Origin of the sequence: Segatella copri, from assembly GCF_002224675.1 — a bacterium.
In the GTDB taxonomy this organism is placed as follows: Bacteria; Bacteroidota; Bacteroidia; order Bacteroidales; family Bacteroidaceae; genus Prevotella; species Prevotella copri_U.
In genome coordinates this window covers 1-21,109 of sequence record NZ_NMPZ01000018.1, presented here as the reverse complement: position 1 = coordinate 21,109, position 21,109 = coordinate 1, and the positions used below count along the sequence as shown (strand labels likewise).

Sequence of the window (21,109 nt, the reverse complement as noted above, 5' to 3'; positions counted from 1 at the left end):
AACTCTTTTTGTCTGCAAAAATACAATAATTTATGTGACACACAAAGAAATATATATTTTTTAACTAGAGAATCTCTAAAAGAAATTCTGTGGATTAAGTTTACCCATTAGAAAAATATTGGCAAACTTCATCACACAGAATTTTATTTTTCCGCTTTGTTGCGGAATCATGTATTGAGAGAGTTTATAGTCTATCTATTTCTTCACTTGCAGCACTTTCGCCCTTATAGCGTTTTTTGTCTTTGAATGTATATCTTACCAAGAGGCTGATGCGGCGACCATCCTTGAAACTGCTTTTGTCGAATATGTAATCTGAGGCATATCTTGTCTCTCGTTCTTTTGTGCCGAGGATATTGTTAAGACTCAGCCTTACCAACCATGCATTGTCAGCAAAATGCTTGGTTACTCCTAGGCTAAACCATAATGCCTGTTTAACCAGATATTCCCTCATGTTTCCATCAGAATTGTAACTTAGCAGTACGTAAGGCATCCAATGGTGGCGCAAGTTGAAATAGCTGTTGAACGACATTGATATATAAGGCTTGTCATTCTTGATTTTTCTTCCATCCGTATTATAGAGTGACATATAAGTTCGCATCATGTTAAGGTTGAAATATGGTTCCCAAACACCCACATTCGTATGATAAGCCAAACTTGCATTTACTGCAGAATAATGTGGAAAATTTTCAGGCTTTGACATTGCCACCAATGGGGCTGCCTGCTGAATGATATTCGTTGAGATGATGTAATCTTTTATCCTTTGATAATCGACTGAGAAACGCAATTGATGCCATTGCAACGAATAGGATATATCTGTCGTATATTGTGGAAGTAGCCATGGATTACCTGCCTCGATGGAATAACGGTTAAAATATTCTTCGCTGTTTCTAAGTTCGTAATAGCTTGGACGTTTTACCTTGGTTGTCATACTTAATCCCATTTCGACATTCTTTACAGGCAAAGACAATGAGAAGAAAGGATAAAAATGACGATAAGTCTTATCCACCAAGCTATTTTGGGAGATGGCATCACGATACAGCATACGAAATGACTCAAATCGCATTCCCAGTTGGGCAGACAATTTGGCGATAGATACATTGCATCCGGCAAAGGCGGCGAGTTTTGTTTCTTCTGCATGAAGACGACTCGTTGCGCTTGACTTCTCGTTTTCAAGGCTCTGATAATCTTTTTCTTCTTCCACATAACTTGCATCAGCACCTATGTTAAAAGTCAAGTTTTTGTTGGCTTGATAATTGATTTTCATATTCCCTGCATAGATGTCGTGAGTAGTCTCATTTTCATTTTTCACCTCATGCGCATCCGTCATGCTTCCAGACTCTTGATTAAGACGGCTATCTGCAGCTTTTCTGCTAACATAATCAGCATTCAACGTCATTTTCCATTTTTGGGAGAATTTTCCATCGTAGAAGATGTTTCCTATCCATTGATCATAGTTTGCATGAGAATGGATGTTAGAGGATAAATCTTCAAACAGAAGATTGTCATGAAACATTTGGCTGGCAGAATGTCCTCCCCACTTGTCCGTTTCCTTGGAGTATGACAAACTTGCGCCAATGGTATGATTCTTTGCCAATTCTGCACTGATACCTCCGTTAATGGTTTGATTATAATAATTGGAATTCCATTTAGGCATATCACTTTCCATATTCCAGACAGAATGATCAGCCAAAGTCTGTTCCTTATTGGTTTGGTCTGTTTTATATCTACTGCTTGAATTGGTAAAAGAAAGGAATCCATTTATGTTCTCGGTATCGTAAGTGAGCTGCACCTGTTCCGAATCAGAGTTTTTTCTACCTTGGCTGTCAAATACAGAAGTTCTGATGCCTAATCCTCCATCAACCTTATGTTTCAAGTTGATTTTAATGACAGCGTGGGTGTCTGCATCATACTCTACCCCAGGATTGTTGATTACCTCTATCGTAGAAATATCCTTGGAATTCAAGCGGCTCAACTCACTTTTGTCCCTCATCTTACGATTGTCGATATATACATCTGCAATTCCCCGTCCAAAGACAGAATAGCTGCCATCGCTACCTGACACTGTTGGTAATTGCGCAACAACATCATCGGCACTTCCAAAATCGCTTAATACAGATTTCTGAACATCCACGATAAGCTTTGTTCCGTCTGACTTATAAATCTTCCGATGACCTTTCACGACTACCTTTTGTAGATTTAGCGTAGCTTCGCTTAAGGCTATTGTACCTATTTTGCCAGTACTAAAGATATTGCGATAAGTGTTATATCCTACACATGTTACTTTTACAATAGCCTTTTGAGCATTGCAAGGTATTACAAATTGTCCGTTTTCATTGGTCACACCACCAGTAATAAACGAAGAGTCATTGACATTCAGAAGTGAAACATTGGCGAAATCGACAGGTTGATGATGAGTGTCCACGATGCGTCCCATCATTCTGTTAGAAGCCTTTTGGATACATTCAACGATAATAACATTATCCACTTGTTTCATCTTGATAGGATAAAAGCCTATCAAGTTCATGATGGCATCTGGAACACTTTCATTTTTGATGCTCTTCGTCACCTTGAAATCCTCCAACTCGTCATACACAAAGTTGATGACATACTTATCCTGTCGAGCATTCAAATCCTTCAATGCCGCAGAGAATGACACATTATTATATTGTCGGGTAATGCGTTGGGCAGACATACCCATGCTTATCATCAACAACATTAAGTTAAAAACAATCTTCTTCATAACTTACTCCACTTTTAAAATCCCATCCACTTCCGTTATCTGTATGCGCTCAAAAGCATTCAATATTTCGAGATTCTGCTTCAATGTCTTAGTCTTGTCCCAATTGAAGAAGATACGAATATGCTGTGATTCAGCTTTGCCGAATTCCACCTTGACATGATAGAAGGCAGCAAGCTGCGACACGACATCGCCCAACTCGGTATTGTCAAAGACAACAGGTTTGAGGTCGAGACTATCAGCCTTCTCCGTAGCACTCACCTTGATGTTATCCATCTTGTTAAAATCAGAAGTAGAAGATACTTGCTCCGTCTTGGCTTGTTTAGCCTCATCCGAAGAAGAGAAACGGAAAATGCCTGAATGAATTGCAGCGAAAGTAATGCCTGAGAGGAAAACAATGCCAATGATGGATGCTGCTATCTTCCAGTGATTGCTGGATGTTTTATCAGAAGCTTCGTTGGCCTTTAATCCTTGCTTATCAGCAAACTTCTTCCACGCTTCGTCTACATTCACTTTCTTTGGATTTCCTTTTTTCATCGCCATCCTAACCATCGCCATATCGTGAAAGAAATCCTTTACGTCTTCATCGGCAAGCAAACGTTCCACCTGCTCGTCGGTATAGCGATCGGGATGCTCCTGCATATCGAAGAACATCTGTCGCTTCTCTTCTTTACTCTTGTTAAATTCCTTGTTTGTCATTGTCTTGCTCATTTAAATTGTTCCTTAATCCAGTCCATCGCCTTCGAAAGATGGTTGAACACCGTCACCTTGCTCACTCCCACTTCATCAGCCACCTCCTGATAAGATTTCTCCTGAAGATAGCGCAGACGGAAAATGAGTTGTCGGATAGGCGGTTCCAGGTCTTCGATGAGAAGCATCAGCTGGTCGAGTCTCTCGTCGGTCTCTTCCGAGAGAATCACGTCGGCATCATCCAGCAGCAGCTTCGCTACCCTTTCCTTCACGCTCTTATGGGCTATCAGGTTGAGACAGCGGTTGCGGACGCTCCTCATCAGGAATCCTTCCTCACTCTCAGGCATCAGGACTACATCATCGGCAAGAATCGTGGTAAAGACTTCGCTCACTACATCCTTGCTTTCATCGTCATCGGAGAGGATGCTTCTGGCCAGATTGTACATCTTCCCGTAATGCTGACGAAACATTCTTTCTATGTCCTTTTCCTGTTTCATACACTATCTATACAGTTGAGCCAAGCAAAAAACTAAGCAAAACAATAACTTTTTTCAAAATTTACAGAAAAAACATTCAACGACTCCTAGTCTTCCACAAAGCCATAGGATGAAATTGGATTCTATTGACCATCTCTTTATCTTCGATTTCTATCTTGATGCCATCGTTGTTGCCTGCGGCATTGGTATAATGAAACACCCATGAGTCAAGCGTATGCGGTGTCTTGGAGCCAGGCGCAAGATGATAACCATCCGACTCCATATAGCGTAGAATCTCGTTATTCACTTCTTGGCGAATGGAGAGCATGGATTCTCGGTCGCAATCCACCGTAAAGTCAAGGTCTATATGAATATCCGCAGCTTATATAATATACTCAATAGTTCTGTCATTGTTTCTAATTTTGCACAAAATTAGAAAATCTAAATTGTCTATGAGAAAAATCAGAAACTTTTTATGCTTTTTTATATGTTCTTTCCATCTTTATTGTCCGACTACGGAGGAACAAATGCTCAATTTCACTATTTTTTGCCTTTTTAGGCATTCTTTTATTCTAAAAATTTGGTGATTAGAAAGAAAACTCGTATTTTTGCAACACATATATTAATATTGATAGATATGGAGAAGAAACGAATTATAGAAGCAATGCACAATAGATTGCATGAGATTGATCCTCATGCAAAAGCTATCTTGTTTGGTTCCCGCGCTAGAGGTACAGAACATGAAGGAAGTGATTGGGATGTATTGATTCTTCTAGACAAACCAAAAGTTACGCTTCAAGATTACGATAAGTATTCTTATCCACTAAGAGAATTAGGCTGGGATATTGATGAAATCATCAACCCTGTACTCTTCTCCCAAAAAGAATGGGAGGAGAACCATTATACCTTATTCAATCATAACGTAAATAAGGAAGGAATTGCAATATGATAAAGGGACAACTTACAGACACTGACAGAACCGAGATTGTAAAGTACAGAATAGAAAAAGCCTACCGTACTTACCAAGAAGCTGTCGGTTCTATAAAAAATGGTTATGTCGAAACAGCAGCCAATCGTTAATAGCTTCTCAAAAAACAGCAATTAAAATTTCATTCTCCTTTCACAAACATCAGAGTATGCTAATAATCAACCACTTAAGTATGAAAGGAGAATTCAACACCCCAATAGTACTACGGCTATCATGGGAAACGACAAAAGAACCAACTGCGCTTACCACCGCACCATTTACCTTGAGCTGAAACAACAATAATAATCAGCCGAAAGGACTATTAATATAAGGAGAAGGCAACTTAGTCTAAAGGAGAAAGCAACTATCACAAAAGGAATAGAAAAGGCTTCTTTGTATCGGATGACCCGGGTCATCCATATAGATGACGGGAGTGAGCCATATAGATGACCCGAGTCATCCATATAGACGACCTTAGTCATCTACCCGATAAATCGCTTCTTTTCGCCTGCCAATATCTATCCCTCATCCTTCTAGTTACTATGCTTCATCCCAACATTCATAACAAAGACACCCACTATTCATTATCAAAACACCTGCTATTCACTATCAAGACGCTCATTATTCATTATCAAAACATCTATTATTGACTATACCAGATCCTTGCCCCACCTATACCATACTCATTAAAAGCAAAGCACATCGCCAAATTTAAGCTTAGCCATCAATTATCATCTCAAAATAAAGAGGTTTTTCATTTCACACTTAACTCTCTCATTTTCAATACAATCCGCATTCCGTGAAAGGATATTTATTATCTATCTTAAATATTTTCAGCAAATTTATCCCTCTAAAATTGGGTGGATTCAAAAAAGTAGTACCTTTGCACCCGCTTAAGAAAACCAAGCTATAGTCATCAGACCGAATTAGAAGAGATGGTAGAGTGGTCGACCTATATCAATAACACCACTCATCCATATTAGTGCCATTTTTATTTGGTAGTTTAAGAATAAAAGATTACCTTTGTATCGCTAAACAGAAAGAAGAGAACGATGGCTATAAAATATGATCAGCAATTATACATAGGATACACCAAGACATTCTACAATCTAAAGATTCTGGTAATATGTCAAACAAAGTAGATAAAAGAATAACTGAGCAAAGCTCACTCTACGAGCATCTGGAAAAGATGAGCGTGGATGAACTCACCGCTCATATCAATGCAGAAAACAAGAAGGTGGCTGTGGCAATAGAACAAGCATTGCCTGCCATTAACCAACTGATTTCCGCCATCGAAGGGCAGCTGAAGAAGGGCGGAAGGCTCTTCTATGCCGGTTGCGGAACGGGCGGAAGACTGGCTACGCTCGATACCATCGAGGTGCAGAACACCTATGGTATCGACGGTTCGCAGATACAGGCCATCTTCCCCGGAGGCATCGGCTGCCTTACACAAACCAGGGAATCAAGAGAAGACGACCTGGAGAATGGCTGGCATCAGCTTTGCGACAAGCATATCTCAAGACAAGATTTCGTGCTGGGCTTCTCGGCAAGCGGCACTACTCCCTTCGTGCTCGCCATCCTGAAACATTGCAAGGAGGCAGGTATTCCTACGGGGTGCATCGTCAACAATCCCCACGCTCCCATCGCCCAGGCTACCGATTATCCCGTAGAAGTCATCACGGGACCGGAGTTCGTGACGGGAAGTACCCGCATGAAAGCCGGTTCTTCGCAGAAGATGATTCTGGATATGATCAGCACTTCTCTTCAGATAAGACAAGGACGAGTGGAAGGTAACAAGATGGTGAACGCCAAGCTCATCAACCATAAACTCATCGACCGCGCCTGCCGCATCTTCATGGAACGCAATCCGGAATATACGGATTACGAAGAAGTAAAGCAACTGATTCTGAAAGCTGGAAGCGTGAAGAAGGCGGAAGACCTGCTGAAGAGTAAAAGCGATTTAGATATTTAGATAGAGTTAGACAAGACTTCACCTTTATAAAATAGGAATATCAAGACTTCACCTTATATAATAGGACTATATGGCAAAGAAAGCAATTGTAATGGGTGCCACATCGGGCATCGGAATGGAAGTGGCCAAACTGCTTGCTGCAAAAGGATGGCAGGTAGGAATCGCCGGAAGAAGAATCGAAAGATTGCAGGCGCTGATTTCGCAGGGCGGAATTACCTGCTACCAGCAAATAGACGTGACTTCTCCCGATGCTCCTGCCCAACTTCTCGAACTCATCGATAAGTTGGGAGGCATGGACCTCTACTTCCATAGTTCCGGCATTGGCTGGCAGAACAACTCGCTGGATATAGAAAAGGAAATGAAGACCCTGGAAACCAACGGTTTAGGATTCACGAGAATGGTGGATACGGCATTCAACTGGTTTGCCGCCCAGTCTTCTACTCCTACCAATAAGGGTGAACATTCTGTTTCTGAAAGTAAGAAGAAGGCAAACCATGCCTATCAGAATTTCCGCATTGCCTGCATCACTTCCATCGCCGGAACCAAAGGTCTCGGTGCAGCCCCTGCCTACTCTGCCACCAAGCGATTCCAGAACCATTATCTGGAAAGCCTGTCGCAGCAGGCACGGATGCGTCATCTCCCCATCGCCATTACAGATATCCGACCAGGTTTCGTAAAGACCGATCTCATCGCAGGCAGCAGCTATCCGCTGCAACTCAAACCGGAAGATGTGGCGAAACATATCGTGAATGCCATCGAAAGCGGAAAGGAAGTAAAGGTGATAGACTGGAGATATGATATCCTCGTCTTCCTCTGGCGACTCATTCCTAGATGGTTATGGACGAGATTGAGAATTACAACATAACAACTTTATTCCTTTCTGATGACAATCGTCTTGAACCAGTCTTTCAATACTCCAGCATATTGATCCTGCGAATCAGACAGCAGGATGACAACCTGGGAACCATCTTCCAGCATAGGACCAAGACACATACCTTCGTAATTGGCAAAGGAACGCTTGGAAAGAGATAAGCCGGTTTTCCATTCCGTGAGCAATCTCTTTTTCAAGAAAGGAGTATCTGATGAAAAATTCTCTTTCATAGAAAACTCCTCAGAATTCAAAGGATTAATCTGATAGAGCTTGCACTTGCAGAAAGCACCTATCTTGATCTTAGGAATAAATGCCTCACGCTCCAAAACCAGAAGCTGTCCATCGGGCAAGGCACAAAGCTCACTCACACCCATCACATAGATATCTGCTTTCTTATGGGTAGAAGGTTGATCCATCTGATAGGCATAGGTCGTCATATAACGAGAGTCTTTCTTGCTACTCACTTGCTCGCTATACTCTTCCTTGTTACTATCTTCCTTCATCTTTCCCCAATCAAGCCTCATCAAACGAAGCTGGTTAGTCAATCCGTTTTGAGGAGTAGCAGGCTGTCCGTCCTTGCGGAGCGTGCTCTCAGGAATCGTCCAAAGATACTGATGGACGGAATCAAAAGCCAGAGACTCAAAATTATAATTGGGATAAAAATCAGAAGAAGGCCATCTACTTTCCCAAAGGTTCTGCGGATAGCCAACCTTGGCAGCATCTGCCGAAGTAGGCAGAATAGGATACTCCTTTAAACGGCAATATCCTTCGCTTGCTATCACCAAGGTAGAAGCAGAAACCTTCACGATGGCTTCATGGTCAAATCCCTTCTCCAGCCCCTGCCAAGGCTTGCCGTCGTTCAGCGTTCCATCTGTTCTCTCGGTAAAACCCAGGTTCTCTACCTGTTCCAGTTCGCCGGTCTTGGGATTCACCTGAATTCGGAAGTTGAAGTACAGGGCGCTATCCGACTTGTCGCTTACCACCGCATAGATATCATCATGCAGATGAGCAATGCCACTGTAGTTACCCGCAGCCACGGTTTTCGGAAAAGCCTTCTGGGGATTCTCTCTCACTACTTTCCAATCCTGTGCTCCAGCCAACAGACTGAATGCCAGAAAGATGGTCAGGATATTACAACGCAGCATAGGTAAGAACAAACTCCATAGTTAACTCGAAATCCACATGAGCCGTCTTCCTGCTCTTGAGATTCTCCACATCACACGACCAGTCTACCATCGTATCAAACGGCTTCACCCGCATATCCTCAAACATCAGATTTTCTTCTGAGAATAACTTGAAGACCGTTTCCTTGGCACACCAATGCACCAGCTTGGCATCCAGATCTTCCGCCTTCTCATCCTTTCGCAGGAATTTGGAAGCGATGCGCTCTACCCTATCGCTGAAGTATTCGATATCTACCGCCACTTCCTGATTCTTGGAAAGGATAAGCGCAGCATAACCCTTGGTATGCGAAACGCTGATATGATAACCACGGAACAATGGCTTTCCCGCCTCGTTGTGAGTAATGTCACCCGCATGAGAAAGCAAGCCCTTGGAAGCTCCGTTCGTCTTGAGCATCTCATACATTAATGCACGAATGGCAAGAAACTCCAGTTTCCTGCCATCGTTCTTATATTTCTCTTCCACCTGGGAGCGGTAAGCCTGCAGAAGAGGATATGCTTCAAACAACTGTTCTACAGTCTCATCCATCTGCCATAAGCCCAGACTCACTCCCGGATAAACTTCTCGTATATTGACAACTGCCATACTATATAATCAAAATATTACAAATATAAGGAGGATGAACTACTTGGAGGAATTCTCCTCTTCGTTTCTTACCGGATGTACCGTCACCTTGATCTTGCTGATGCGACGCTCCTCGATATTCATCACCTCGAAAGTATAGTTCTTATAATCTATCTTCTCGTGCATACTTGGGAAATCACCCTTGATTTCCAAGAGCAGACCTGCCAGGGAATCAGCATCGCCCTCAACCTCCTCGAACTCTTCGTCATCTACATTCAGAATCTTGCAGAAGTCTGAAAGCAAGGTCTTGCCTTCGAAGATAAATGTATTATAATTTAATTTCGAATAGAACTTCTCCTCCTCATCATATTCATCATTGATCTCGCCAACGATTTCCTCCAGGATATCCTCCAGGGTTACGATACCGGAAGTACCGCCAAACTCATCTACCACAATGGCGATATGAACCTTATTCTCCTGGAACTCGCGAAGCAGATCATCTATCTTCTTGGTTTCAGGAACGAAGTAAGGAGGACGGATCAGACTCTGCCAACGGAAGTTGGATGCCTTTGAAAGATGTGGTAATAAGTCCTTGATATACAACACACCACGAATATTATCCGTATTATCCTGATATACCGGAATACGACTGTAGTTGTTCTCTACAATACATTTCAACACCTCAGGATAGGTGCTGCGAATATCCAGGTCAACGATGTTCTGACGGGTGGTCATCACCTCCTTGGCTGTTTCATCGCCAAATCGGATGATACCCTTCAGCATATTCTGTTCGTCCTTGATATCTTCCTTGTCGGTGAGTTCCAGAGCCTGTTCCAAATCATCCACACTCAGGACATGGTTTTCTTTCTGTATAATCTTTTCAGCAACGATTCCACTCTTCAGCAGTACATTCTCCAATGCCCAGAACACCTTGCGTGCAAACATAATGCCGCCCACACATCTACGGCAAAACTTGAGAGGATCCTGTCGGGCATAAACCTTAGGCATAATCTCTCCGAAGAGCAAAAGCAAGAATGTAAGGATTACCGTGATGATAAGGAACTGAAGCCAATAGGCTTTAGGACCAAACTCCACGATTCCGGCAAAAACATAGTTGAGGAGCATGATAATGGTGACATTCACAAAGTTATTGGTTATCAGTATGGTAGCCAATGTACGTTCTGAATCCTCACGCAACATCTGAATTTTCTTGTCACAGTCAGTTTTTTCGTCCTCCAGTTCCGCAATATCCGCTGGTGATAAACTAAAAAAAGCGATTTCGGAACCACTGGCAAAAGCTGACATACCAAGCAGGATAGCTGCCAATATAGCAGCTACAAAAACACCAGTAGATGGCTGCAAGAGCAGCACATCACTAAAAGCATCCGTTATGGTCGATATATCCAATTTCTGAGCTTAAAATTTAAAATGGTAAATCTTTGTTCTCAGTAGTCTCTGCAGGAGATGGGGTTGAAGATGAAGCAGGAGTTGAAGTTGGAGCAGAAGCTCCCGACCGCGAGGTCAGCATCTCCATATTATCAACGTATATCTCGGTGATATTATGTCGCTTACCCTGCTTGTCATCATAGAGTCGATAGCGGATCCGGCCTTCCACATAGAGTCGGTCGCCCTTGTGTACATACTTCTCCACCACCTTTGCAAGACCACGGAAGAACACGAGGTTATGCCAATCGGTATGATCTGGTACTTGCATACCATTAGCCAGGGTGTAACCTTTCTCCGTTGTCGCAAAAGACACTTGAGCTACCGCCTGATCTGCATCATAATAATGCACAACAGGTTCCTTGCCCACATTACCAATCAACATTACCTTATTCATAGTTTTCTAATAATTATCTTTTTACTTCCACATTCCCAAATAGCGGAAATGGAAATTCTTACCCTTAGCTGAAGGGAACTGACTACGAGAGTCAACTCTCTCCTTCAAGTGCTCTACAATACGAGTGTAGCAATCCAACCCCGACATAGCCTTGACATGAGCCACGAAGTGAGTATCGCGATATTCAAACTTTCCCGTAGCAGGCACCATCACAACACGCTTAAAATCCAAAGATCCCTCGTACCAGCCAGCCAACTCCTGTGTAAGATTCAGCATCACAGGATTCTCCTGACGTTCTGCAGGTGCAGACGAACGCAAGGCCTTCTTATCCTTGAAATCCTGCATCGTAGCAGCAGCCGTCTTGATAACAATGAAATAAATACGAGGACGAACTTTATAACGTTTAGGATAGCAAACATCGCTAGCGGCGTAATCTCTAATATCAGCCTCTAGCTCAGCATCCATACCAATTTCCGGGATACCTTTCAAAAAATCTATTGCTTCATCGACATTATTTACTAATGTCTCCTGATCGAAATATCTTAAATATAAATTCATAATAGGTATGTTTCTCTATTTTCAAATAAAATAGAGCGGAAAACGGGACTCGGACCCGCGACCCCAACCTTGGCAAGGTTGTGCTCTACCAACTGAGCTATTTCCGCCTAATAAAAAAATTATCAAAATGGTGAAGAGGAGGAGACTCGAACTCCCACGACACAATTGTCACTACCCCCTCAAAGTAGCGCGTCTACCAATTCCGCCACCTCTCCAACATTTAGATGTCATTTTGAACATCAGTGCCCAAGACAGGACTCGAACCTGCACGTTGTGAAACACACGCACCTGAAACGTGCGCGTCTACCAATTCCGCCACTTGGGCTCAAAATACATATCCTCATTTAACTAGGTACGTAAAAGAATGGAGCGGAAAACGGGACTCGGACCCGCGACCCCAACCTTGGCAAGGTTGTGCTCTACCAACTGAGCTATTTCCGCTTATACAACTTCAAGAAGTGAAGAGGAGGAGACTCGAACTCCCACGACACAATTGTCACTACCCCCTCAAAGTAGCGCGTCTACCAATTCCGCCACCTCTCCATTACCTTGAAATTCCATACCTAATACAGAATGACATGTTGTCCAAAATGTTCGAGCGGAAAACGGGACTCGGACCCGCGACCCCAACCTTGGCAAGGTTGTGCTCTACCAACTGAGCTATTTCCGCTTATTTCCTAACTTTCATAGGAACGTTCCTCTGAATGCGAGTGCAAAAGTACTACATTTTTTTGAACCCACCAAATTTTTCAGCGTTTTTTTATAAAAAATGCACATTTTTCTTCATTTTAGGGGAAAAACGTGCATTTTTAGGCGTATTTCAAGCATTATTCGTCCATTTTAGGGACAAACTTCATCAAATAACCAGTCATCAATCCATCCTGTCGCGATAGTCCTCATATCCAAATTCGCGCAAAATTTCCAAATTTCCGTCCAAATGTACGATTCCGATAGCCGGATGAGTGATGCCATTAAAGGTATTTGTCTTCACTGTGGTGTAGTGGAGCATGTCTTCAAAGATGACATTTTCGCCAATTTCCAGTTCATGATCGAATTTCCAGTACCCCATGAAGTCACCACTCAGGCAACTATTGCCACCTATTCTATATATATGTTCGCCCTCCGGAGCCTTCATCGGGTCTTCAACCTCCAAAGTTTCAGCATTTCTCACTGCCGGCATATATGGCATTTCGAGACAATCTGGCATGTGGCAGGTAAAACTGGCGTTGATAATCGCAGTCTTGATACCTTTATCTTCTACCACATCTACTACCTGGGTTACCAACGGACCAGTTTGCCATCCAAAGGCACTACCAGGCTCCAGGATAACCTTCAGATGAGGATAACGGGCATGAAATCCCTTTAATATATTAATAAGGTGTAAAACATCATAATCCTTGCGGGTCATCAAGTGACCACCTCCAAAGTTGATCCACTTCAACTGCGGAAACCATTTGGCAAACTTTTCCTCGATATGTGCCAATGTGCGCTCGAAGACATCTGCCCCACTCTCGCAATGGCAATGACAATGGAATCCCTCTATGTCGGAAGGCAAGGTTTCCGGCAACTTATCTGCCGATACGCCAAATCTGGTTCCCGGAGCACATGGATTATACAATAAGGTTTCCACCTCAGAATATTCAGGATTCACTCTCAATCCGTACTTGATTTCCGGATTTGCCAATCGGGCACGCTCATGATAACGCTCATACTGAGAAAGCGAGTTGAACGAAAGATGACTCGAGCAGCGGGCTATCTCATCAATCTCATAATCCGTATAAGCCGGCGAAAATGTATGCGCCGGACTTCCAAACTTCTCGAAAGCCAGTTTCGCCTCACTCAAAGAACTCGCCGTAGTGGAATGGATGTACTCTCTGAAAATCGGAAAAGTCTTCCACAGGGCATAAGCCTTGAAGGCAAGAATAATCTCCACATCGGCACGTTCAGCCACACTTTTGATAAGACTCAGGTTGCGTCTCAGTCTCTCCTCCTCCAAAACATAAATTGGGGTGTGAATCTCACAAAAAGTCGATAAATTTACTCTCATTTCTTGATAAATATTAATTTTATGGTGCAAAGATAGCTTTTTATCCCGATATAATTGCAGGATTGCGAAATTTTTAATACTTTTGCAGTATAAAATGCATTTTGACAATGAAATTAGCAATAATGACCAAGTCCACATTCTTTGTGGAGGAAGATAAAATACTCACCTCGCTGTTCGACGAGGGGATGGACAACCTGCATCTCTTCAAACCAGGTTCATCGCCCATATACTCTGAGCGCTTGCTCACTTTATTGCCAGAAGACTACCGACGCAAGGTTACGGTTCACGACCATTATTACCTCAAGCAGGAATACGACTTGGCGGGAATACACATCGATGATCCTCTTGCTCCTGTCCCTGATGGCTACAAGGGCAAATACAGCCGCACCTGTACTGACCTATTAAAGCTGAAGGAGATGAAGAAGAAGTCAAACTATGTTTTTCTGAAAAACATATTCGACTGCATCGAATTCAAGGACGAGAAATCCTCATTCTCTACACAGCAGTTAGAGATGGCTGCAAAGGCTGGTCTCATAGACAAAAAGGTATATGCCCTGGGAGGCATGAGCCTGGAAAATCTCAAAATGGCCAAAGACCTGGGATTTGGAGGCGTGGTAATCTGCGGAGACATCTGGAACCGCTTTGATATCCATAATGAGACTGACTTCAAGGAGCTGATTCAGCATTTCGAAAGACTGAGAAAAGCTATCAGCTAAAAACCAGTTCGCAATGATTCATATATATATCATCTAGAATAATACATAACTATTAATACACGTAAACACTAAAGGAAATGAGTGACAAGAACTCTTATTTGGTATTCTCTGGTACTAACACGAGATACCTTGCAGAGAAAATCTGCGCTAGTTTAGGTTGCCCACTGGGTAATTTGGTAGTAACCAAGTTTTCTGATGGTGAGTTTGGCGTTTCTTTCGAGGAATCTATCCGCGGTCGCGACGTATTCCTCGTGCAGAGTACCTTCCCTAATTCAGACAACTTGATGGAGTTACTTTTGATGATCGATGCTGCCAAGCGTGCATCAGCTCGCCACATCATCGCTGTTGTGCCTTACTTCGGTTGGGCTCGTCAGGACCGTAAGGACAAGCCACGTGTCAGCATCGGTGCTAAATTGGTTGCCGACTTGCTTAGCGTTGCCGGAATCGACCGCCTCATCACCATGGACCTCCATGCAGACCAGATTCAGGGCTTCTTCGATGTTCCAGTAGATCACCTCTATGCTTCTGGCGTTATCCTGCCATACCTGCAGAACTTGCACCTCAAGGATATGGTAATTGCTTCTCCAGACGTAGGCGGTTCTAAGCGTGCCAACACTTATGCCAAGTACTTCGGTTGCCCTCTCGTACTTTGCAACAAGACTCGTGCTCGTGCAAATGTAGTAGCCAGCATGCAGATCATTGGTGATGTAAAGGACAAGAACGTAGTCATCATCGATGACATGGTTGATACCGCAGGTACTATCACAAAGGCTGCTGATATTATGAAGCAGGCTGGTGCCAAGACTGTTCGCGCTTGTGCTTCTCACTGCGTAATGAGTGGTCCTGCTTCGGAACGCGTACAGAATTCTGCTCTCGAGGAGATTGTTTTCACAGATTCAATCCCTTACACCAAGCGTTGCGACAAGGTTAAGCAGCTCACCATCGCTGATATGTTTGCTGAGACTATCCGCCGCGTAGAGGATAACGAGAGTATTTCTTCTCAGTATCTCGTATAATAATTTCCACATTATTATATATAAACAAAAAAAGGAGCCTTCCCTACTCTTCTTGAGCGGGAAGGCTCCTTTTCTTTTGTTTATTTTCTGATTCTTCTTCCATTTTCTGATTACAAAGAATACCCGGTTTTCTTTCTAATCCGAGAAAAAAAACAAAAAAATCCTGCACCTCTATGCGAGCTGCAGGATTCATTATATTTATATGATACGAATAGAAATCCGCTATCCTATTAGTCCAACCACTTAACGTAGCAGAAGTCCTGACGATGTGGCAACTTCTCATTCTTAGGATACATACGAACACCTGTCTTGAATGAACCAGCATTGATTGGCTCAATCTCAGCCTCGAATGTGAAGTTGTTGCCCTCATGACCAACCATCTTGAATGGATAAACAGCATAAATCTGCTTGCCATCCTCAGGCTGATCCTTCAATACAACAAGCTCCAAGCCTACTGCATCGTTCAACCCCTGCTCATCGATAACATACTGAACCTTGATCTTCTGACCTGTCTCAGCAGCCATCAACTTGCTGTCATCCTTAGATACTACGTGGATACCATCCCAACGCTCAGCAACGCTTTCCTTCCAGAGTGCAATCTCCTTAGCCAAAGCATTGTCGTTAGCGCTCAACTTCTTGAAGCGGGCAGCCTCCTTGTTGTAGAACTTATCATAGTAGTCATCCAACTGACGCTTCATAGTATAGTGAGGAGCGATAGTAGCGATAGAGTTCTTTACTACCTGAATCCACTCCTTGCTGAAGCCTTCCTTGTTCTTGTTATAGTACATTGGGATGATGTCGTTCTCCAAGAGGTTGTAGATAGTAGCAGCATCAAGCTGATCCTGGTAACCCTGGTTCTGGTATGTACGCTTCTCAGGAAGAGCCCAACCAGCACCCTCGCGGTAACCTTCTACCCACCAACCATCAAGTACAGAAAGGTTGACTACACCGTTCATCTCTGCCTTCTCGCCAGATGTACCAGAAGCCTCCAATGGACGTGTAGGAGTATTCATCCAGATATCAACACCTGAAACCAGACGACGAGCCAATGTCATATCGTAGTCCTCGAGGAAGATAATCTTGCCAAGGAACTCAGGACGCTGGCTGATTTCGAAGATTCTCTTAATCAAGCCCTGACCAGCACCATCAGCTGGGTGGGCCTTACCTGAGAAGAAGAACAATACCGGATGCTCTGGGTCGTTAACAATCTTAGCCAAGCGATCCAAGTCGGTGAAGAGCAGGTGAGCACGCTTGTATGTAGCGAAACGACGGCAGAAACCAATCATCAAAGCGTTAGGGTTGATACGCTCGAGCAAAGATACTACACGAGCAGGATCACCCTGGTTCTTCAACCATGTCTGTGTAAACTTCTCACGGATGTAAGCTACGAGCTTCTTCTTCAATGTCATACGGGTATTCCAGATTTCTGCATCTGAAACATTGTAGATGGCATGCCAGATTTCCTCGTTGCTCTGGTCGTTCATGAAGTTCTTGTCGAAATATGTATCATAGAGCTTACGCCACTCTGTTGCTGTCCAAGTTGGGAAGTGAACACCATTGGTTACATAACCTACGTGGTTCTCCTCTGGGAAGTAACCCTTCCAGATGTTAGAGAACATCTGCTGGCTTACCCAACCATGGAGCTTACTTACGCCGTTAACCTCCTGGCAAGTATTGCAAGCGAAGGTAGAGAGACAGAAACGCTCGTTGTGATCGTCTGCATTCTCACGACCCATACCGATGAACTCATCCCAAGAGATGCCGAGGCGCTGTGGATAGCCACCCATGTACTTACCGAAGAGAGCCTCGTCGAAGTAGTCGTGACCAGCTGGCACTGGAGTGTGAACAGTATAGAGAGAAGAAGCGCGAACCAACTCGAGAGCCTGGTTGAAGTTCAAACCATCCTCCTCAATATAGTCGCAGAGACGCTGCAAGTTACAAAGAGCTGCATGACCCTCGTTGCAGTGATAAATATCTTTCTTGATGCCAAGTTTCTTCAAAGTCAAGATACCGCCGATACCCAGCAGGATTTCCTGCTTCAAGCGATTCTCCCAGTCACCACCATAGAGTGAGTGAGTGATTGGACGGTCGAACTCTGAGTTCATATCATTATCTGTATCCAGGAGATACAACTTGATACGACCAACATTCATCTGCCATACATAAGCGTGAACCTGATAGTTCATATAAGGTACATCGATGACAACAGGGTTGCCATTCTCATCCAGAACACGCTCCAAAGGGAGAGAATTGAAGTTCTGAGCATCATAATTGGCAATCTGCTGACCATCCATGCTCAAAGACTGCTTGAAATAACCATATCTGTAGAGGAAACCAACGGCACACATATCCACGTTGCTATCAGATGCCTCCTTCAAGTAGTCACCAGCAAGCATACCAAGACCACCAGAGTAGATTTTAACCACCTGGTTGATACCATACTCCATGCAGAAGTATGCTACAGAAGGACGCTTTGAGTTTGGCTTCACATCCATATACTCACGGAACATCTTGTAGACGTTCTTAACCTTAGCCATTGTCTCCTTATCCTTAACAATGGCCTCCTTACGATCGTAGCTCAAACGCTCCAAAAGCAATACTGGGTTAGCGTTGCATTTCTCGTACAAATCAGCATCAAGACTCTTAAACAAGTCACGACCCTCATAGTTCCATGCCCACCACATATTGTGAGCAATCTCGTCCAAGCACTTCAATTCCTTAGGAAGGCTAGACTTAATAGTAGTCTCCTTCCATTGAGGAGCATTAGCATAGTCTGCTTTAATTTTCATTGTGTTTCGATTTATATTAAACTATTTATATCTCATTAATTACATCGTAATTTCTCACTATTAAGAGAGAGAGAATTCTTATTACTTCATACGGTCCTCTGCCTTACGCAATGCGAAGTCATAGGCATCGTAATAATACTCGATGAAATGCTTCCACAATGCCTTTTCAGAGAGTTTCTCGGCATTCTTGCGGCACTTGTTCACCTGAGTCTTGGTCATACCAGAGTACTTGGCTACAGTATCCTTGATAGCATCAGCGACCTCTGAGTAATTGTAATCGGTACGCTTGATTACCTTCACACCATCCTCTATCTCGCTGTAACTTCCCTTCTCTGAGTTCGCCCAAAGACCAAAGCCAGCCAAGTCGGTGGTGATACATGGCACCTTGAATGCCACAGCCTCCAATGGAGTATAACCCCATGGCTCATAATAAGAAGGATAGATGCAGAGATCATTACCCAAAACGACATCATAATAACTCTTGTTGATGATACCATCATCGCCAGTCAAATAGCAAGGCAAGAATATCAACTTAACCTTGTCTTCCTTGTTATTATGCATATTGAAGTACTTCAACATACCCAAGACATTATCATGACTCATATTATGCAACCAATGGGTAATCTCTGGAACTTCAAGTGGAGTATCAAACTTCTTTCCACTTTCCAAACGCTCAAGAAGATCCTGACGTGGATCACCAACCCAACCAGGTACATCGATGAATGCCAAAACATTCTTCTTCAAATTGCTATCGCGAAGCAAACGGTTCATCGCCTCGATATAGACATCAATGCCCTTGTTGCGGAACTCGTAACGACCACTGGTGGAAACAATAAGTGTATCATCGTCCAAGTCGGTACCCATCAATGCATTAGCTACATCAAGCAAACGCTTTCTTGCCTCCTTACGTTTCTTGGTGAATGTAGAAGCTTTAGGTACAAAACTATTATCAAATCCGTTAGGTAATACAAAGTCAACAGGCTTATCCAAGAGTTCCTTACACTCATTGGCTGTAATATCACTTACCGTAGTAAAGCAATCAACATACTTTGCGGTTTGCTTTTCAATTGAATGTTTGCTCTGCATATTGAGCTCCTGTGCCATCTGATCGCCATTATAGGCAAAAAGATAGTCATAGAGAGGCTTATTATTACCTGCAATACTGCGACCAATGCTAGTAGCATGTGTAGTAAATACAGTAGCAACTTCTGGCAAATACTTATTCACATAGAGCACGCCAAGACCGGTCATCCATTCATTTCCATGATAAATAACCTTCTTACCCTTGCCCACAACATGCTTATAGAAACTTTCTACAACCAATGCAGCAGCATAAGAGAACATGGATGCCTCATCATAATCACCATAAGCATGAAGACTATCCACTTGATAATCATTCCAAAGCTGGCCATAGATTTGGTCTTTCTGTTCAAAATAAGGTTGGAAATCTACCAAGACTGCCACAGGCTCGCCAGGGATTTGCCATCTACCTACCTTTACATTCAAGCCCTCTTTAAGAGCTTCTGTTTTCCACTCCGCATAAAGCGTATCATCCTCAGAGAAATAAGGATTTACCTTCTCTCCCCAACAATCAGGACCAATAAATATGAGTCGGTCCTGTAACTTTTCCGTAAGAGTCAGAGCTCGTGTCGACAAAACAGTGTATATACCACCAACTTTGTTACACACTTCCCAGCTAGACTCAAATATATAATCTGGAAATAATCTGTTCTTTTCCATATAAATATCAATAAAACACCGCAAAGATAGGTAAATATTTGCAAAAAAACAAATATATCTCATTAAAATCATAAAAAAAATAACGTTTTCTTGATTTAAATGAATAACTTTGTGCAGTTAATAGAATTTTATATATGAAAAGAAGATTTTTAATAACATTATTGTGCCTTATCAGCATAATATGCATGGCGCAAAACGATAGTACTTTATTCAAAGGCAAACTGACTAACAAGGAGTTGAACGTCTATATGAGCATCGACTTCTATCACAAGAATCTCAAAGTTCCGGGGCAGGAAGTGTTTGGAGAAATGCCTGGATACTTTGGTGATAGGCTGGACAGCAGGAAATGGCTAATCACTGATGCGAATGTAGATGGCAAGGTTGCTCACCTCTCTATTATTAATGATTATGGAAGCGAAGATCTTGTTGCTGACCTAGTTTTACTCTCAAATGGCACTTACGAGCTCCAGCAAAAAGAAGGAAGCAGCATCAAGATTGCGCGAAATCGTAAATGGGTTAAAATTCCTAAGAAATTGGTATTCATCAAGGAGAATTAATACCCAAGAGAAAATGGAATATACTTATACCTAAAGAGCAAAATTGTTGCGTTTTTTAAGGCTCATATTTTTCATATTTTCAGGCAATCATACAGTTCGCCAAAAATACGAGAAATATGAGCCTCTTTATTATGTTAAATAGAAGGTGAATAAACAAAAAAACCTCGATTACAGGACGTAATCGAGGTTAAAATAAATAAAAGAAGGCGGCTACCTACTCTCCCGCATTGCATTGCAGTACCATCGGCGCAAGTGAGCTTAACTTCTCTGTTCGGAATGGGAAGAGGTGGGACCTCACCGCAATAACCACCTGATAATGGGGTATGACGTATTTGCACACAAGCAAACTGTATTTAATAGTAAAGAACCACCGTCCCTCTCGATTTC

General features: G+C 42.8%; 19 protein-coding genes, 6 tRNA genes and 1 rRNA gene. 6 read left to right on the top strand and 20 right to left on the bottom strand.

All coding sequences use genetic code 11. From position 1 onward, the window contains the following. Window positions 1-184: 184 nt before the first annotated feature. The 4 genes from CFT61_RS11195 to CFT61_RS11180 form a co-directional block, all read right to left on the bottom strand. Window positions 185-2,716 carry an outer membrane beta-barrel protein gene (locus tag CFT61_RS11195; RefSeq protein WP_176425582.1) on the bottom strand — a complete coding sequence of 844 codons (2,532 nt, stop codon included), beginning with the start codon at window positions 2,714-2,716 and terminating at the stop codon, window positions 185-187. A 27-nt stretch (window positions 2,717-2,743) separates the two neighbouring features. Then, window positions 2,744-3,448 carry a DUF4974 domain-containing protein gene (locus CFT61_RS11190; protein ID WP_089544513.1) on the bottom strand — a complete coding sequence of 235 codons (705 nt, stop codon included), beginning with the start codon at window positions 3,446-3,448 and terminating at the stop codon, window positions 2,744-2,746. Next, a complete protein-coding gene (locus CFT61_RS11185; protein WP_089544512.1) occupies window positions 3,445-3,924 on the bottom strand; it encodes a sigma-70 family RNA polymerase sigma factor in 480 nt (159 codons plus the stop codon). The genes CFT61_RS11190 and CFT61_RS11185 overlap by 4 nt, the downstream gene beginning before the upstream one ends. A gap of 76 nt (window positions 3,925-4,000) precedes the next feature. Continuing rightward, entirely contained in the window at window positions 4,001-4,210 is a 210-nt protein-coding gene (locus CFT61_RS11180; RefSeq protein ID WP_176425581.1) for a hypothetical protein, read from the bottom strand. Between the two features lie 330 nt (window positions 4,211-4,540). Between CFT61_RS11180 and CFT61_RS11175 the strand changes: the two genes are divergently transcribed. The 3 genes from CFT61_RS11175 (at window position 4,541) to CFT61_RS11165 (ending at window position 7,707) form a co-directional block, all read left to right on the top strand. Next, complete coding sequence (locus tag CFT61_RS11175; RefSeq protein ID WP_089544510.1) at window positions 4,541-4,852, top strand: nucleotidyltransferase domain-containing protein; 312 nt, start codon at window positions 4,541-4,543, stop codon at window positions 4,850-4,852. A gap of 1,144 nt (window positions 4,853-5,996) precedes the next feature. Next, window positions 5,997-6,842 carry an N-acetylmuramic acid 6-phosphate etherase gene (locus CFT61_RS11170; protein ID WP_089544509.1) on the top strand — a complete coding sequence of 282 codons (846 nt, stop codon included), beginning with the start codon at window positions 5,997-5,999 and terminating at the stop codon, window positions 6,840-6,842. Window positions 6,843-6,912: 70 nt separating this feature from the next. Next, window positions 6,913-7,707 (top strand): SDR family NAD(P)-dependent oxidoreductase, encoded by a 795-nt coding sequence (locus CFT61_RS11165; protein WP_089544508.1) that lies wholly within the window; start codon window positions 6,913-6,915, stop codon window positions 7,705-7,707. A 5-nt stretch (window positions 7,708-7,712) separates the two neighbouring features. On the opposite strand, the gene CFT61_RS11160 is transcribed toward CFT61_RS11165, so the two are convergent. From CFT61_RS11160 to nspC, 12 genes are all read right to left on the bottom strand, one after another. Continuing rightward, window positions 7,713-8,858 carry an esterase-like activity of phytase family protein gene (locus CFT61_RS11160; RefSeq protein ID WP_089544507.1) on the bottom strand — a complete coding sequence of 382 codons (1,146 nt, stop codon included), beginning with the start codon at window positions 8,856-8,858 and terminating at the stop codon, window positions 7,713-7,715. Continuing rightward, complete coding sequence (locus CFT61_RS11155) at window positions 8,845-9,480, bottom strand: 4'-phosphopantetheinyl transferase family protein (RefSeq protein WP_089544506.1); 636 nt, start codon at window positions 9,478-9,480, stop codon at window positions 8,845-8,847. Before CFT61_RS11155 ends, CFT61_RS11160 begins: the two co-directional genes overlap by 14 nt. 39 nt (window positions 9,481-9,519) lie before the next feature. Further along, entirely contained in the window at window positions 9,520-10,866 is a 1,347-nt protein-coding gene (gldE, locus tag CFT61_RS11150; protein ID WP_089544505.1) for a gliding motility-associated protein GldE, read from the bottom strand. 16 nt (window positions 10,867-10,882) lie between these two features. Beyond that, on the bottom strand, window positions 10,883-11,299 hold the full coding sequence (locus CFT61_RS11145; RefSeq protein WP_089544504.1) for a single-stranded DNA-binding protein: 417 nt from the start codon (window positions 11,297-11,299) through the stop codon (window positions 10,883-10,885). Window positions 11,300-11,320: 21 nt separating this feature from the next. Further along, window positions 11,321-11,857 (bottom strand): hypothetical protein, encoded by a 537-nt coding sequence (locus tag CFT61_RS11140; RefSeq protein WP_089544503.1) that lies wholly within the window; start codon window positions 11,855-11,857, stop codon window positions 11,321-11,323. Window positions 11,858-11,891: 34 nt separating this feature from the next. Further along, window positions 11,892-11,964 (bottom strand) — tRNA-Gly (locus tag CFT61_RS11135). Window positions 11,965-11,985: 21 nt separating this feature from the next. Next, window positions 11,986-12,072, bottom strand: a tRNA-Leu gene (locus CFT61_RS11130). A 28-nt stretch (window positions 12,073-12,100) separates the two neighbouring features. Then, window positions 12,101-12,182: transfer RNA gene (locus CFT61_RS11125), tRNA-Leu, on the bottom strand. A gap of 40 nt (window positions 12,183-12,222) precedes the next feature. After that, a tRNA-Gly gene (locus tag CFT61_RS11120) sits at window positions 12,223-12,298 on the bottom strand. An 18-nt stretch (window positions 12,299-12,316) separates the two neighbouring features. Next, window positions 12,317-12,400: transfer RNA gene (locus tag CFT61_RS11115), tRNA-Leu, on the bottom strand. A 54-nt stretch (window positions 12,401-12,454) separates the two neighbouring features. Beyond that, window positions 12,455-12,527, bottom strand: a tRNA-Gly gene (locus CFT61_RS11110). Window positions 12,528-12,728: 201 nt separating this feature from the next. Further along, window positions 12,729-13,904, bottom strand: coding sequence for a carboxynorspermidine decarboxylase (gene nspC, locus CFT61_RS11105; RefSeq protein WP_089544502.1), 1,176 nt, complete (start codon window positions 13,902-13,904; stop codon window positions 12,729-12,731). 107 nt (window positions 13,905-14,011) lie between these two features. Here nspC and CFT61_RS11100 point away from each other — a divergent pair, with 107 nt between their 5' ends. After that, complete coding sequence (locus CFT61_RS11100) at window positions 14,012-14,620, top strand: thiamine phosphate synthase (protein ID WP_089544501.1); 609 nt, start codon at window positions 14,012-14,014, stop codon at window positions 14,618-14,620. 77 nt (window positions 14,621-14,697) lie between these two features. Then, complete coding sequence (locus CFT61_RS11095) at window positions 14,698-15,636, top strand: ribose-phosphate pyrophosphokinase (RefSeq protein WP_089544500.1); 939 nt, start codon at window positions 14,698-14,700, stop codon at window positions 15,634-15,636. Window positions 15,637-15,679: 43 nt separating this feature from the next. On the opposite strand, the gene CFT61_RS17105 is transcribed toward CFT61_RS11095, so the two are convergent. From CFT61_RS17105 to CFT61_RS11085, 3 genes are all read right to left on the bottom strand, one after another. After that, window positions 15,680-15,829 carry a hypothetical protein gene (locus CFT61_RS17105; RefSeq protein WP_217899090.1) on the bottom strand — a complete coding sequence of 50 codons (150 nt, stop codon included), beginning with the start codon at window positions 15,827-15,829 and terminating at the stop codon, window positions 15,680-15,682. A gap of 37 nt (window positions 15,830-15,866) precedes the next feature. Further along, a complete protein-coding gene (gene glgP, locus CFT61_RS11090) occupies window positions 15,867-18,425 on the bottom strand; it encodes an alpha-glucan family phosphorylase (RefSeq protein WP_089544499.1) in 2,559 nt (852 codons plus the stop codon). Window positions 18,426-18,506: 81 nt separating this feature from the next. Continuing rightward, window positions 18,507-20,165 carry a glycogen/starch synthase gene (locus CFT61_RS11085; RefSeq protein WP_089544498.1) on the bottom strand — a complete coding sequence of 553 codons (1,659 nt, stop codon included), beginning with the start codon at window positions 20,163-20,165 and terminating at the stop codon, window positions 18,507-18,509. Window positions 20,166-20,299: 134 nt separating this feature from the next. On the opposite strand from CFT61_RS11085, the gene CFT61_RS11080 reads away from it, so the two are divergent. Then, window positions 20,300-20,722: a hypothetical protein gene (locus CFT61_RS11080; protein WP_089544497.1), complete on the top strand. Its 423-nt coding sequence runs from the start codon at window positions 20,300-20,302 to the stop codon at window positions 20,720-20,722. 201 nt (window positions 20,723-20,923) lie between these two features. Here the strand turns inward: CFT61_RS11080 and rrf are convergent. Beyond that, window positions 20,924-21,036, bottom strand: a 5S ribosomal RNA gene (gene rrf, locus CFT61_RS11075). Window positions 21,037-21,109: the final 73 nt, after the last annotated feature.

Coding starts and splice junctions, on each gene's coding strand:
- CFT61_RS11100 (WP_089544501.1), top strand. CDS start 14,012: ATGAAATTAGCAATAATGACCAAGTCCACATTCTTTGTGGAGGAAGAT.
- CFT61_RS11080 (WP_089544497.1), top strand. CDS start 20,300: ATGAAAAGAAGATTTTTAATAACATTATTGTGCCTTATCAGCATAATA.
- CFT61_RS11165 (WP_089544508.1), top strand. CDS start 6,913: ATGGCAAAGAAAGCAATTGTAATGGGTGCCACATCGGGCATCGGAATG.
- CFT61_RS11085 (WP_089544498.1), bottom strand. CDS start 20,165: ATGGAAAAGAACAGATTATTTCCAGATTATATATTTGAGTCTAGCTGG.
- CFT61_RS11175 (WP_089544510.1), top strand. CDS start 4,541: ATGGAGAAGAAACGAATTATAGAAGCAATGCACAATAGATTGCATGAG.
- CFT61_RS11155 (WP_089544506.1), bottom strand. CDS start 9,480: ATGGCAGTTGTCAATATACGAGAAGTTTATCCGGGAGTGAGTCTGGGC.
- CFT61_RS11160 (WP_089544507.1), bottom strand. CDS start 8,858: ATGCTGCGTTGTAATATCCTGACCATCTTTCTGGCATTCAGTCTGTTG.
- CFT61_RS11095 (WP_089544500.1), top strand. CDS start 14,698: ATGAGTGACAAGAACTCTTATTTGGTATTCTCTGGTACTAACACGAGA.
- CFT61_RS11145 (WP_089544504.1), bottom strand. CDS start 11,299: ATGAATAAGGTAATGTTGATTGGTAATGTGGGCAAGGAACCTGTTGTG.
- CFT61_RS11185 (WP_089544512.1), bottom strand. CDS start 3,924: ATGAAACAGGAAAAGGACATAGAAAGAATGTTTCGTCAGCATTACGGG.
- glgP (WP_089544499.1), bottom strand. CDS start 18,425: ATGAAAATTAAAGCAGACTATGCTAATGCTCCTCAATGGAAGGAGACT.
- CFT61_RS17105 (WP_217899090.1), bottom strand. CDS start 15,829: ATGAATCCTGCAGCTCGCATAGAGGTGCAGGATTTTTTTGTTTTTTTT.
- CFT61_RS11140 (WP_089544503.1), bottom strand. CDS start 11,857: ATGAATTTATATTTAAGATATTTCGATCAGGAGACATTAGTAAATAAT.
- nspC (WP_089544502.1), bottom strand. CDS start 13,904: ATGAGAGTAAATTTATCGACTTTTTGTGAGATTCACACCCCAATTTAT.
- CFT61_RS11190 (WP_089544513.1), bottom strand. CDS start 3,448: ATGAGCAAGACAATGACAAACAAGGAATTTAACAAGAGTAAAGAAGAG.
- CFT61_RS11170 (WP_089544509.1), top strand. CDS start 5,997: ATGTCAAACAAAGTAGATAAAAGAATAACTGAGCAAAGCTCACTCTAC.
- CFT61_RS11195 (WP_176425582.1), bottom strand. CDS start 2,716: ATGTTGTTGATGATAAGCATGGGTATGTCTGCCCAACGCATTACCCGA.